This window comes from Rudaea sp. (genome assembly GCF_047601565.1).
Lineage (GTDB): Bacteria > Pseudomonadota > Gammaproteobacteria > Xanthomonadales > Rhodanobacteraceae > Rudaea.
The window spans coordinates 205862-219683 of record NZ_JASGIY010000001.1; the positions used below are offsets into that span (position 1 = coordinate 205862).

A 13822-nucleotide genomic window follows, 5' to 3' on the forward strand; every position below is an offset into this window, starting at 1 on the left:
GGTCCACGGACGGACGTCCTCGGCTGGAAAGGTGCGCGCAAGTTAGTCGCGCAGCCGGCCCTTGTCAACGGAAAAATCGTTAGGGTTTTCTGAAACCGTCGATGCGCGTACGCACCGCATCGAAAAAGGCTTCCGGCAAATCCGCCCGCACCGGCACCTGCCAGCAATCCGGGCGCGCGAAGGCGCGGCATTTGACCGCATCCTTCGCGGTCATCAGCACGGGCGCGTCGTCGCCGAAATCGATGTCGGACGCGGTGAAGACATGGTGGTCGGCGAACGCATGCTCGACGACCTCGATGCCCGCGGCGCGCAGCATCGCGAAGAAGCGTGCGGGGTTGCCGATGCCGGCGACGGCGTGGACGCGGCGGCTGGCGAAATCGCGCAGCGGTTTTTGCAACGTCGGATCGGACAACGACACCGCCGTATCGCCGGCGAGCCGCATCGCCGCCTCGCCCACCTGCGCGACGCCGCCGTTGCGGACGCGGAAATCGACCGAATCCAGACGCGACGGCGGTTCACGCAACGGCCCGGCCGGCAGCAGCAGACCGTTGCCGAAGTGGCGCTCGCCGTCGATCACGCAGATTTCCACGTCGCGGAAAAGTCCGGGATGCTGCAGGCCGTCGTCCGCGACGAGGACGTCGCAATCGTGATGCCCGAGCAGCAGGCGCCCCGCCGCGACCCGGTCGCGGCCGACCGCGACCGGTACGCCCGTCGCGGCATGGATCAGCACGGGCTCGTCGCCGACGCACGCGGCGTCGCTGTCCGCGCCGAGCAATTCCGGCGCCGACACGCCGCCGCCGTAGCCGCGGCTGATCACGCCGGCACGGCGCCCGCGTTCGCGCAGCGCCTCGACGAGTGCGATCACGAGCGGCGTCTTGCCGGTGCCGCCGACCGTGAGATTGCCGACGACGATCACCGGCACGGCAAGACGCTGCGGCGTTTTCCAACCGAACGTGTACGGTGCGCGATGCAGGGTGCGCAGACCGCGATAAACCGGCACGAGCGCGCGCAGCCAGAGCGGCGGGGGCTCGTCGCCGTACCAGATTTCGGGCAGGCGCTGCGAGAGACTCATTCGATCCAGAGCCCCGGTTTCATCGTCATTCCAGCGAAAGCTGGAATCCAGCCCTTTCTTTTGTCTTCTTCAACGGAAGAGCAAAAGCTGGATTCCAGCTTTCGCTGGAATGACGAGCAAGGCAATGCTGCACAGGCGTCACGGCGAGGATTCCTGTGCCGCTGCCGCAGAGGATTCGTGGAACTGCAACCGATGCAGCGCTGCGTAGCGGCCGTTGCGCGCGATCAGCTCCGCGTGCGTGCCGCGCTCGACGATGCGGCCCTCGTCGAGCACGGCGATCCGGTCCGCATGTTCGATCGTCGACAGACGATGGGCGATGACGAGCACGGTACGCCGGGCCATCAGACGCCCGAGCGCGTCCTGGATCAGGCGCTCGGATTCGGTGTCGAGCGCGCTCGTCGCCTCGTCGAGGATCAGGATCGGCGCATCCTTGAGGATCGCGCGCGCGATCGCGATGCGCTGGCGCTGGCCGCCCGACAACTGTGCGCCGCCCTCGCCCACCGGCGAGTCGAGCCCGAGCGGCAGGCGTTCGATGAACTCCATCGCGTTCGCCGCGCGCGCCGCCGCCTCGATCGCCTCGCGCGAGGCGTCGGCGAGCGCGCCGTAGGCGATGTTGCGCGCGATCGTGTCGTTGAACAGCACGACGTGCTGGCCGACCCAGGCGATCTGCGCACGCAGGTCGGCGAGGCGATAGTCGGCGAGCGGCGTTCCATCGAGGCGGATCTCGCCGGACGTCGGCTCATGGAATCGCGGCACCAGGGCGACCAGGCTGGACTTGCCGCTGCCCGAGCGTCCGACCAGTGCGGTGACCGTGCCCGGCGCGCAATGCAGGTCGACGCCGTCGAGCGCGTCGGCATGCTGGCCCGCGTAGCGCAGCGAAACGCCGCGCAGACCGATCTCGCCGCGGCACAGCGCCAGCGGTTGCGTGCCGGTATCGCGCTCGCCCGGCGCATCGAGTACGCCGAACAGGTCTTCCGCCGCGACGATGCCGCGTTGCATGTTGGCCTGCACCGTGGTGAGCTGCTTGATCGAAGTCAGCATCACGCTCATCGCGACGATGATGGACATGAATTCGCCGGCCGTGATGTGCTTGATGATGCCGGGGCGGGTGGCGACGAAGATCACCGCCGCGATCGCGAACGCGGCGACGATCTGCACCGTCGACGTCGACAGCGCATTCGTTGCGGCAATCTTGAGGTTGAGCCGGCGATTCTCGTTCGCCACGCGGTCGAAGCGCTCGCGCTCGTAGGCTTGGCCGCCATAGATTTTCACCTCGCGCTGGGCGCTGACGACCTCGTCCACCGTGCCGGTGACCTCGCCCATCGAGTGCTGGATGCGCGGCGCGATGCGACGGTAGCGCTTGCTGACGGTGGAGACGATCAGCGCGATGATCGGCGCGAGCACGAACAGTGCGGCGGTCAGGCGCACGCTCTTCGTGAGCATTACGACAACGTAACCGATGACCGTCAGCGAATGCAGGATCAGGATTTTCAGCGAGTCGGTGCAGGCCGACGCGACCTGCTCGACCGTGAAGGTCAGGCGCGAAACCATATGTCCGGAGGTTTCGCTCGCGAAGTGCGCGGCGGACAGGTCGAGATAGCGCGCGAACACCTCGTTGCGCAGGCGATGCACGATACCCCGCGCGACGCGCGCCATGCCATAGTCGGTGAGATACGTGCCGATGCCACGCACCGCGAAAATCGCGATGATGAAAAACGGCATCCAGAACACCCAGAACTCGTCGTGTTCGGTGAACACCTGGTCGACGATTTTCTGGATCGAATCGGCGAACAGCGCCGAGCAGGCCGCGTCGAGCGTCATGCCGAACAGCGCGAATGCGACCACGCGCCGCGACGGCCACAGATAGCCGAGCAAACGCCGATAGGTTGCGAGGAACGACGGTTTCGCGGCGTCGCTCATGGGCCGGCAGGCTTGCCCGCTGCATCCTTGGCGCGCGTCGTCGCGATCGACAGGCGAGTGAAGCCGAGCTGGCCGAGCGCGTCCATCGCGGTGACGACGGCCTGGTGCCGGCTCGCCGCGTCGGCGCGCAGCACGACCGGACGCTCGCGGTCGGCGCCGGCGACGCGCGCGATCGCTTCCTTGAGCGTGTCGAGCGCGGGATTGAGCACTTCGTTGTTGTCCACGAAGTAACGGCCGTCCGCGTCGACCATGACGACGAGCGCCTCGCGCTGCGGTTCGCCGGCGGTCTCCGAGGCTTCGGGCAGCGTCACCTTCATCGCCGAATGCTGGACGAAAGTGGTCGTCATGACGAAAAACATCAGCAACGTCAGCAGCACGTCGATCAGCGAGATCACGTTGATCTCGAAGTCGTCCTGGCGGGCGGAGCCGAGCCGCATCTCAGGCGGTTTCCTGAGCGGCGCGCGAACGCGCGACGCGCACCGGCGCGGCGGTTTCGGAATGCGCGGCGAGTTCGTCCATCAACACGATCACGTCCTTCTCCATGTCGACGACGTAATCGGCGACGAGGCCGCGGAAATAGCGATGGAAAAAATACGCCGGGATCGCCACGCACAGGCCCGCGGCCGTACATACCAGCGCCTCGCCGATGCCGCCGGCCATCTTGAGCGGATCGCCGACGCCGGACACCATCACCGCGAAGAACATGCGGATCAGGCCGAACACCGTGCCGAGCAGGCCGAGCAGCGGCGAAATCAGCGCGATCGTGCCGAGCGTGTTGAGGAAGCGTTCGAGCCGGTGCACGACGTGGCGGCCGGTGTCCTCGACGCGCTCCTTCATGATCTCGCGCGGGCGCAGGCGCACCCCGAGCGCGGCAGCGAGGATCTCGCCGAGCGGCGAGTTCTCGCGCAGCGTCTCCACGTGCTGCGGGTCGAGCTGGCGGTTGCGCGCCCATTCGCGCACCTGCGCGGCGAGGCCGGGCGGAATCACGGAACCGCGCCGCAGGGTCCAGAAGCGCTCGAGGATGATCGCGATCGCGATCGCCGAGCAGATCAGGATGGGCACCATCGCCCAGCCGCCGGCCATCAGGATTTCCAGCACACTCAATCTCCGTGTTTCGTCCGCGCAATCATAACAGGCCGCGGCGAGGCGGACTGCGCATCGCTCCCGGATGCGGCCACCGCCCGATGCGGGCGGATCATCCGAGCAATGCCGCCGAAATGCCTTCGACTGCCGCGCAAAGATAGGCGATCGCCTGCTTGGCCTGCACCGTGGCCGGATGGCGCTCGACGAACGGAATGGTCAGCGCGCCGACCGCGTGCTCGCGCTGCAGGATCGGCGCCGACAAATCCGTCACCGCGTCGACCGCTTCGCTCGGCAGGCTCGCATAGCCCTGCTCGCGGACCTGCGCGGCGCTGGCGAGGAACGGCTTGCGCTTGAAGCGCGCCTCGCTCGCTTCCATCGTCGTCAGCCAGCGTTCCTGCGTCTCTCCGCCCTGGAACGCGAACAGCACGAGGCCCGAGGTCGAATGCGCGAGCGGACGCCGGTGGCCGACGCGGACGACGAAGCCGAGGTCGCTCGGCGCGTCGACGCGCGCGATGACGACGATCTGGTCCTCCGAGTTGACGACGAGATGGCACGGATGGCGCGTCTGCTCGGCCAGCCGATGCATCACCGGCAGCGCCGCTTCGGTCAGGTCCTTGATCGGCGGCCGCTCCATGCCGAGCAGGAACAGCCGGTTGGTCAGCACGTACGAGGAGTCGTTCTCGCCGCGCGCGAGGTAGCCGCGCGCTTCGAGAACCTGCAGCATGCGGAAGATCTCGCTCTTGGAGTAGCCGATGCCCTGCGCGACCTCGGTGAGGTTGAGCGAGCCGGGCGTGCGCGCGAGCAGTTCGAGGATGTCGAGTCCCTTGTCCAGCGCCGGAGCGCGGTATTTGGTCGTTTTCGTCACGGGTATTCCTTGGAGCGGCCGGGCCGGGATCGACGGAATGTTGCCACGAAGAAAAGAAAAAACTTCGTTTTATATTTGCAACATCGGGAACGTCGCTGCTAGACTTCCGGAAAAATTCTATCCGCGCGGTACCGAAACACAATCCAAGCGCGCCGGGAGGGACATCATGCAGTACGTGGACAGCGGCTCGGCGGCACGCGGCGAAGGGGCCGCGCGCACCGCCCTCGCCGCCTTCGCCCTGATCGTCAGCCTGTTCTTCCTCTGGGGCATGGCGAACAACCTCAACGACATCCTGATCAAGCAGTTCAAGAAGGCGTTCGAACTGTCCGATTTCCAGGCCGGCCTCGTGCAGAGCGCGTTCTACCTCGGCTACTTCCTGCTCGCGATCCCGGCCGGCGTCTGCATGCGCCGTTTCGGCTACAAGGGCGCGCTGCTGATCGGCCTGGCGCTGTACGCGGCCGGCGCATTCCTGTTCTACCCGGCCGCCGCGCAGCACGCCTACAGCCTGTTCCTCGCCGCGCTGTTCGTGATCGCCAGCGGCCTCGCGTTCCTCGAAACCTCGGCCAATCCGCTCGTCACCGTGCTCGGCCCGGCCGACGGCGCGACGCGGCGGCTCAATCTCGCCCAGTCGTTCAACCCGCTCGGCTCGATCACCGGCGTCCTCGTCGGCCAGCACTTCATCTTCTCCGGCATCGAGCACACGCCGGCCGAACTCGGCGCGATGACGGCCGCGGCGCGCCAGGCCTATTACGCCGCGGAGTCGGCCGCGGTACAGACACCATATCTCGTGATCGGCCTCGTCGTGGTCGTCTGGGCGGTGCTGATCGCGCTGACGCGGTTTCCGGCGACGGCGGCGCAGGAGTCCGACCATGCCGGCGGGGCAGCGCATCTCGGCAAGCTGTTCCGCAACGCGAATTTCCTGCTTGCCGTGGTCGCGCAGTTCTTTTACGTCGGCGCGCAGGTCGGCATCTGGAGCTATTTGATCCGCTACGTCCAGGGCACCGTGCCGGGCACGCCCGAGAAGAGCGCGGCCGACTACCTGACCGCTTCGCTGGTCGTGTTCATGCTCGGCCGCTTCGCCGGCACCGCCGCGATGCGCGCGCTCGCGCCGTCGCGCCTCCTCGCCCTGTTCGCCGCGGTCAACATCGCGCTGCCCGCCTACGCGATCGGGTTCCCGGGCCAGTCCGGGGTCTACGCGCTCGTCGCCGCGAGCTTCTTCATGTCGGTGATGTTCCCGACGATCTTCAGCCTCGGCCTCGGCGGCCTCGGCGACGACGACCGCAAGCTCGCTTCTTCCTTCCTCGTGATGGCGATCATCGGCGGCGCGGTGCTGACCGCGCTGATGGGCGCGGTCTCCGACCGTTTCGGCATCCATGGCGCGATGGCCGTGCCGGCGGTCTGCTTCGCCGTGATCCTCGGCTACGCGCTGCGCACGCGCAGGCTCGCGGTGGGCTGACGCCGTGCGCCTCTACTACGCGCTCGACCTCAAGGACGACCCCGCGCTCATCGCCGAGTACGAGCGCTGGCACCGGCCCGAGAACGTCTGGCCGGACATCGTCGATTCGATCCGCGGCGCGGGCGTGCGCGACCTCGACATCTTCCGCGCCGGCAACCGCCTCGTCCTCGTGCTCGACGTGGACGACGATTTTTCCGCCGAGCGCAAGGCCGCGAGCGACGCGGCGAATCCGCGCGTGCAGGAATGGGAAGCGCTGATGTGGAAGTTCCAGCAGGCGCTGCCGTTCGCCAAGCCGGGCGAGAAGTGGCTCGCGATGCACCCGGTCTTTTCGCTGAGCGCCGCCCTGGCCGCGCGCGAAAATCGCCGTTGATTCGCCCGCCGCGGCGGGCGCGCCTGCGTGGCGCATCATTGCGACCTGGCGGGACTCCGTGCGGCACGCGGCGATGAGCGAGTTCGCACGGATCCTTGCTGCGGACGATCGGCCAAGCCGTCCCGTGCCTAGAAGTTGAGCCTCGCGCCGACCGAGACGCGGCGGTCGCCGCTGATCCAGGTCTGCGGATAGGCCGTCGTGCCGTTCGCGGTCTTCATCGAGAACGTCTGTTCGCGCGCGAGCAGGTTCGTTCCCTCGAGGAACAAGCTCACGTGCGGATTGAGCGCGTAGCTGGCCTGGAAATCGAGCGTGGCGAACTGGTTGCCGAAGGCCTGGGTGCCCTGGCCGCGCACGTTGGGATCGGCCAGGTACGGTCCGCGGTAGTTGTAGGCGAGGCGCAGGCTCCAGTCGTACTTCTCCCAGAACACGGTCGCGTTCGCCGTCCACTTGGACAGGTTCTGGAACGTGTGCGCGGGAATGTTGTCGACCGGATCGGCATCGGCCACACCGAGCGCCCAGGTCGCGTTGATCTGCGCGCCGAAGCCCGACCAGAGTCCCGGCAGGAAATCGAACAGTTGGATATAGTTCGCCTCGATGCCCTTGACGTGGCCGCCGGGGCTGTTGACCGGCATCGCGCAGTCGAACGCAATGTTCTGGATCGTGCAGGCCGAATGCCGGGTCTGGATGAAGCTCGCGATGTCCTTGTAGAAATAGGCCGCCGAGAGCATCGAGCCCGGCGCGTAGTACCACTCGAGCGAAAGGTCGTACTGGGTCGCCTTGAACGGATCGAGATAGGGATTGCCCGAGCTGAACGCGTTCGACGCCGTCGGCCCGGTGTAACTGAAGGCATAGCGCGGCACCATCGCGTCGAGCGTCGGCCGGGTCATGACCTCGGCGACGGCGAAGCGCAGGAACAGGTCGTCGCGCAGGTCGGCCGTCGCGTTGAAGCTCGGCAGCACGTCGTCGTAGTCGTGGTGGAAATGCATCGGCGCGAACGGCGGATAGATCACCGAAGGCAGCGGCGAACCCTGCGGCGGCGGCGGGTTGACGAGGACGACGTCGTTCGCATCGTAGGTGTTGTCGAGCACGTTCTCCTGCGTGCGCACCAGGCGCACGCCGGCGTTGCCGTGGACGGGCATGCCGGCGTCGAAGCGGAATTCGGCCATCGCGTAGGCCGCGGTCGCTTTTTCCTTGATCGAATATTGGTTGGTCGGGTCCGCGCTGACCGTGGTCGCGGCGTTGTGCAGGAATGCGTCGAACGTTCCGCCGTAGTAATAGTTGAGGAAGCGCTGCGGATCGATGAACGGGAAATTCGTCGGCACGAACGCGCCGCCGTCGTAGCCGCCGAGCATGGAGCCGAGCGACCAGGGCGATACGTACGGTCCCATCGTGATCCGGCCGGGCGACGTGCCGGACTCGCCGAACGCCTGGTAGAACGCGCTCGCGTTCGCGTTGGTCTCCTCTTGGTAGCGCACGCCGACCTTCACCGCCTCGACGATGCCGCCGTCGAAGCGGTACGTCGCGTCCGCACGCGCCGCGCGCACCGTGTCCGCGCGGTTCAGCACATTGCCACCCGCGTAGTTCAGAAAGTAGTTCGCCGGATCGGCGACGTTGAACGTCGGATCGAGCACGAAGCTGGCGATCGGATCGCCCGGCAGGATGCGGTAGCCGCCGCTGTAGGACGGGCCGACGTCGAACACGCCGGCCTCGAGCGTGTCGATGCCGAACTGGCGCGACGCGGTGCGCGAGCGGCTGTAGTCGAGGCCGCCGCCGATCTCCCAGTTGCCCGGGCGCCATTGCAGCTTGAGCGCGAGCACGTCGAGCTTGTTCGTGTTCCAGGTGTGGAAGGTCTGGTCTTCGTAGTAGATGCCCTGGCCGATCTGCGTCGTCAGCACGTTGTTCGCGTCGGCGACGAGATCGGTGTAGCCGGAGGCGTATTGCGGGCGCAGGTCGAACGACGACTGGATCTGCGAATCGCGCGTTTCCGCATGCAGCCCGGTCAGGGTCACGTCGACGCTGGGGCCGGGGCGGAATTGCAGCGCGCCGTAGCCGGTCTTGGTGTCGAGCGTGTTCTTGACCTGCGAGATGCCGAGGCTGTCGAGCACATAGTACGGTTTGTCGTCGATCGTCTGCGGATCGAGCTGGGCCGAGGTCCACGACGAGTTGAGATACTGGCGCCGGTTCCAGGCGAAGCCCGCGGTGACCCCGAAGGTGTTGTCGGCGAACGCGTTGCTGTAGAGCAGCGAGATGTTCGGCGTCTTCTTGTCGAGCCCGCTCGTCTGCTGCGCGCCGAACGAGGCCTTGAATACTTCCTTGCCGAGGTCGAGCGGCGTGATCGTCCGCACGTCGACCGTCGCCGCGACGCCGCCCTCGGTCAGGTCCGCCTTCGGCGTCTTGTAGACCGCGAGCGTGGAGATGAAGTCGGGCGCGAGCACGCCGAAGTCGAAATTGCGGCTCGCGGTCTGGTTGATCAGGCTATCGCTCGCGCTGGCGATGCTCGAGCCGTTGAGGCTGACGTAGTTGAACTCGGTCGGCAGGCCGCGCACGCTGATGTACTTGCCTTCGTTCGCGGTGCTGCCGTCGGCGCTGAGCCGGCTGATCTGCACGCCGGTGACGCGCTGCAGGGATTCGGCGAGGTTGATGTCGGGAAACTTGCCGGCGTCCTCGGCGGAAATCGCGTCGACGACCTGGTCCGTGCTCTGCTTCAACGCGATCGCGCGGCCGAGGCTGGCCGCGTAGCCGGTCACCGTGATCGCGGACAGTTCCGAAGGCTTCTGCGCGGCGGAAGCCTTCGGCTTCGCCGAATCCTCCTGGCTCTTCGCCGGCTTGGCGGCCGGCTGCGAATCGGCCGGCGGCTGACTTTCCTGCGTCGCCTCGGCGGCGGCGGCGCACAGGCCCGAGGCGCCGTAGGCGGCGACCCACAGTACGGCGCGGATCGAACGTACCAAGAGTGACTTGTTCATGCTCTCCTCCCAAACGTTGCGCAATGGCGGATGCCCGAGGCATCGCGAGTTATAGTTGTTTATATGAAAACTAGAACCATATTTGAAACTTGTCAATAGACAGCACTTCTCCGCGGCCCGCTCGAACGGACCGGGATCAAGCCGATGGCAATTTGAAATTGGCGGCGGCCGCGATCATCGCGTCCCCAGCGGCAATACGATCTTGCGGCGGCGCTGGTCGCGGACCACGACGACCTCGAGTTCGCCCGTCCAGGCGCGCGCCGAGGTCAGGCCGAGGAGATCGGCGACGCCGTCGACCGGTCCCTCGGAGCGGCGTTCCACGTCGGATGCGGCGACGATGACGTCGCGCGGCAGCAGACCGGCCTGGGCGGCGGCGCTATCCGCAGGCACCGCGAGCACGAGCACGCCGGCGACGCGCTCCAGCCCCGCCGCGGATTGCTCGCCCATTGTCGTCACCGACTTGACCATCGCGCCGAGGAACGGATAAGTCTTGTCCGTCTCTGCGGCGCCGTCGAGCGGCAGCAGTCCGGGAAACGCGGGCTGGCGCGCGATGCGCTTCAGAGCGGGGCGCCGGACGCCGAACTCGCCCATCGGAAAGTTCTCGAAGCCGAGCTTCAGCGCGGGGCTCGTCGCGCGCACGCGGTAGTCGCCGCGCGCGGCATCGAGGAACTGCGGATCGCCCTGCGCGGAATGCGCGTCGAATCCGAGCGCCTGCGCCGCCGCGAGCGCGCGCGGCGTGGGGAACAGGTTGCGGTCGATCGTCGCGTCGCGGTGATCGAGCAGGATCGGCTGGTACGCCGCCATCACGATGTTGCGCTCGAAGCGGTCGCGCGAGCCGGCGAACCAGACGTGCGGATGGAAGCTGTTGTTGACGAGGACGTTGTTCCAGGCTTCGCGATCGAAGCCCTCGCGGAATTTCAGGCCACCGTTGAGCAGCACGTTGTCGTAAATGCGGTAGTTCGACGAGCCGTCGTCGAGGTCGATGTCCCAGCCGTGGTCGCAGCGGAAGCGGTTGTGGCGCAGCGTGATCGGCGCGAGCACGTCGAGCTTCCACAGATCCGGGTGCGCGGCGTCGAGCGCGTCCATGGTCTTGCGCTCGGGATGCCAGAAGCGGTCGCGGCCCCAGCTGTTGAACGCGCCGTGGTCGCCGGTTTCGAGCACGGTGTCGAACACGTCGTTGTACTCGACCACGTGGCCGCCCCAGGTGCCGTCGCCGATGTTGATGCCGGCGCGCGGGACGTCGTAGATGCTGTTGTGCGCGATGCGGATGTTCCTCGCCATGTCGACGTCGACGCCGGCGACCTGCTTCTCGATGCGGCCGATGCGTTGGATCAAGTTGTCCTCGGCCGCCGAATCGGCCGGATAGTTGTCCGACTTCGGTCCCGGCGCGAGATCGAGCTGGTCGAACGCCACCGATTCCTCGTAGCGGAAGCTCGGCGAGCGCACCGCGTCGGCCGAGCCGACGAAATCGATGCCGCCGCCGCCCAGATCGTGGAGATGGTTGCCGGCGATCGCCACGCGCCGGTTGTAGCCGCTGACGAAGACGGCGTTGCCGCCCGAGTCGCGGATTTCGTCGTCTTCGATGCGCACGTCCTCGGTGCGTTCGAGAAAGACCGCGCCTTCGCGCGCGATCATCCAGTCGCTGCGCAGCAGCGGCTCGGTGTTGCGCAGGAACGACGCACCGGCGTGCTGCAATACGAGTCCAGCGATGCGCAGATGATGCAGCGGCGCATTCGGCGCGCCTTGCAGGTCGAAGATCCGCGCGGGACCGGAAACCTCGATCCTGCTGCGATTCAAATCGACGCCCGCGGGCGGCAGGAAATACAGCATCGAGCGCGGCGCGTCGTAGAACCATTCGCCGGGCGCATCGAGTTCCTCGAACACGTTCTCGACGTAGCGATAGGTCGCGTGCGGCGGCGACGGCCGGTTGTTGCCGACGGCTTTGCCGAAGACCAGGCTGCCTTCGCGGTTCTTGCCGAGGATCGGAACCTGCATGCCGCCCCAGCGATTCTCGTGCAGGGCCTGGACGACGGCACCCGACGGATTTTTCCAGTGCGCGACGCGCGCTGGCGAAAGCGCGTCGGCCGCATAGCCGCCGAGCACGGTCGCGTTCGGATCGAAGTTCGGATAGCGCGCGCGGATCTGCGCCTTGCCGTCGAGATAGATCTGGTCGAACGCGGGGCCCGTCACGGTCGCTTGCCAGATGCCGTTGCGGTATGGCTTCCAGCGCACGTCCAAGCGGCGGCCGGCAAAGATCTGCGGCGGCCTGTCCGCATCGGCGGCGACGATTTCGGTCGGCGCGGCCGGCGTGCCCGAGAGCTCCGGCCCGATCCTGAGCGGCGCGTCGAGATAGTAGTCGCCCGGCGCGACGCGGATGCGGATCGGCACCGAGGCCCGTTCGCGGCGGAACGCCGCCGCTTCGCGCAGCGCCGCCTGCAAGCCGCTGGACTCGCTCGCCGCGCTCACGCTGAATTCGCGATAGACGGCTGCTTGCGACGCCGTTTCCGCAGCGGATGCCGGGGCGGGAAGCGCCGGCGCCGACATCGCCAGAACGAGGACGATGCGGGCGCTCCGTGCACGCATGGCGGCATCGCGCCACATGCGCTTCACCTCAGGCTCCCGTGTCGAGCACGAGCACCGTGTCGATCGGATCGAGCGGCTCCTGCGGCAGTTGCACTTCGAGCGTCTTGCCGTGCTGCGAGAACGCGAGCGGCGCATGCGTCGGATCGGCGAGCAGGTACGCCGATTTCACCCGGACGTCGCCCGCATCGATGCGGAAGTTCCTGCCAGGCCATTCGAACAAGTGGACGTATACTTTTCCGCTCTTGCTCGTCGCGCGCCAATCCCACTTCGGAATCCACTTGGGCTTGTTGGCGCCGACCGTCTTTTCGCTCGTCGAGTAGCCGCCGTGCTCGTCGTCGAACGGGGTGCCCCCCGTGCCGTAGATCGATTCGCCGTTGATCTTGAGCCAGTTGCCGACGTCGCCGAGGATCGCCACGGCCGGCGCGGGAATCGTTCCGGTCGCATCGGGGCCGACGTTGAGCAGGTAATTGCCGCCCTTGCTCGCGATGTCGACGAGGTTGCGCACGACGAGTTCGGGCGATTTCCAGTGGTCGTCGTTCTTGTTGTAGCCCCAGTGGTCGTTCAGAGTCATGCAGGTTTCCCAATACCTGCCCGGACCCAGGCCACGTGCCGGGATGTTCTGTTCGGGCGTGCCGAAGTCGCCGAGGCTTTTGCCCTTGTTCTCTCCGTCGCCGTCGTTGCGCGTGTGCCCGATGCGGCTGTTGACGATGAGGTTCGGATCGAGTCGATGCAGATACGCGTACAGCTCGCGGCCGTCCTCGTCGGTCCACCAGTCCACCCACTCGCCGTCGAACCACAGCACCTCGGTGTGCGTCTCGCGGATCAGCTCCGCGAGCTCGGTCTTCATCTCCTCGATGTAGGCGCGCTTCCTCAAAGGGTCCATCTTGGTCGGGTTGTAGTGCTTGCCGGGCTGCGCGGGCGACTGCGACGGATCGTGCCAGTCCATGATCGAGTAATACGTGCCGAAATGCAGGCCCGCACGGCGCGCCGCGTCGGCCAGCGGCTTGAGCGCGCCCTTGGCATACGGCGTGCGCCTGGCGATGTTGTAGTCGGTGCCTTGCGTGTCCCACATCGCGAAGCCTTCGTGGTGCTTGGAGGTGATCACGATGTATTTCATCCCCGCATCCTTGGCGATGCGCACCCACTCGTCGGGATCGTATTTCGTCGGGTTGAATTGCGCGGCGAATTTTTCGTACTGCTCGCGCGAGATGCCGGTCTCGTCCATGAACCACTCGGCGAGATCCTTGCGCCCGTTCCACTCGCCGGCCGGCACCGCGTACAGGCCCCAGTGGACGAACATGCCGAAGCGCGCTTCGCGCCACCAGGCCATGCGCGCGTCGCGCTGCGCCGGCGTTTCAGCGCTTTGGGCCTTGGCCGCGGAATGCGCCACGGCGGGTTCCGCGGCTTGCGTCTGCATCGTCGCGCAGCCCGCAATCAACGACATCAGGATTGCGCGGCATACGAGCTTGGTCGTCATTTTCACGGCTCCACTCCCATCTTGGTTATCGTT

General features: G+C 66.8%; 10 protein-coding genes. 2 read left to right on the plus strand and 8 right to left on the minus strand.

Translation table 11 applies throughout. From position 1 onward, the window contains the following. Positions 1-79 precede the first annotated feature (79 nt). From lpxK to QM741_RS00900, 5 genes are all read right to left on the minus strand, one after another. Complete coding sequence (lpxK, locus tag QM741_RS00880) at positions 80-1072, minus strand: tetraacyldisaccharide 4'-kinase (protein WP_415205877.1); 993 nt, start codon at positions 1070-1072, stop codon at positions 80-82. 138 nt (positions 1073-1210) lie between these two features. Then, positions 1211-2992 (minus strand): lipid A export permease/ATP-binding protein MsbA, encoded by a 1782-nt coding sequence (msbA, locus tag QM741_RS00885; RefSeq protein ID WP_415205878.1) that lies wholly within the window; start codon positions 2990-2992, stop codon positions 1211-1213. After that, the gene (locus QM741_RS00890; RefSeq protein ID WP_415205879.1) at positions 2989-3429 is read right to left on the minus strand and encodes an ExbD/TolR family protein; all 441 of its coding nucleotides are present in this window, start codon (positions 3427-3429) and stop codon (positions 2989-2991) included. The genes msbA and QM741_RS00890 overlap by 4 nt, the downstream gene beginning before the upstream one ends. A gap of 1 nt (position 3430) precedes the next feature. Next, positions 3431-4090, minus strand: coding sequence for a MotA/TolQ/ExbB proton channel family protein (locus QM741_RS00895; protein ID WP_415205880.1), 660 nt, complete (start codon positions 4088-4090; stop codon positions 3431-3433). 97 nt (positions 4091-4187) lie between these two features. After that, positions 4188-4940, minus strand: a complete 753-nt coding sequence (locus tag QM741_RS00900; RefSeq protein ID WP_415205881.1) for an IclR family transcriptional regulator — start codon at positions 4938-4940, stop codon at positions 4188-4190. Between the two features lie 166 nt (positions 4941-5106). Between QM741_RS00900 and fucP the strand changes: the two genes are divergently transcribed. Both fucP and QM741_RS00910 read left to right on the plus strand, forming a co-directional pair. Next, positions 5107-6396, plus strand: a complete 1290-nt coding sequence (gene fucP / locus QM741_RS00905; protein WP_415205882.1) for an L-fucose:H+ symporter permease — start codon at positions 5107-5109, stop codon at positions 6394-6396. Positions 6397-6400: 4 nt separating this feature from the next. Next, positions 6401-6766: an L-rhamnose mutarotase gene (locus tag QM741_RS00910; RefSeq protein WP_415205883.1), complete on the plus strand. Its 366-nt coding sequence runs from the start codon at positions 6401-6403 to the stop codon at positions 6764-6766. A 128-nt stretch (positions 6767-6894) separates the two neighbouring features. Here the strand turns inward: QM741_RS00910 and QM741_RS00915 are convergent, their stop codons facing one another. The 3 genes from QM741_RS00915 to QM741_RS00925 all read right to left on the minus strand — a co-directional run bounded on the left by QM741_RS00915 (position 6895) and on the right by QM741_RS00925 (position 13789). Continuing rightward, positions 6895-9729: a TonB-dependent receptor gene (locus tag QM741_RS00915; protein ID WP_415205884.1), complete on the minus strand. Its 2835-nt coding sequence runs from the start codon at positions 9727-9729 to the stop codon at positions 6895-6897. Positions 9730-9903: 174 nt separating this feature from the next. Next, on the minus strand, positions 9904-12312 hold the full coding sequence (locus tag QM741_RS00920; protein WP_415205885.1) for a hypothetical protein: 2409 nt from the start codon (positions 12310-12312) through the stop codon (positions 9904-9906). A 28-nt stretch (positions 12313-12340) separates the two neighbouring features. Further along, positions 12341-13789, minus strand: a complete 1449-nt coding sequence (locus QM741_RS00925) for an alpha-L-fucosidase (RefSeq protein WP_415209050.1) — start codon at positions 13787-13789, stop codon at positions 12341-12343. Between the last annotated feature and the right edge of the window lie 33 nt (positions 13790-13822).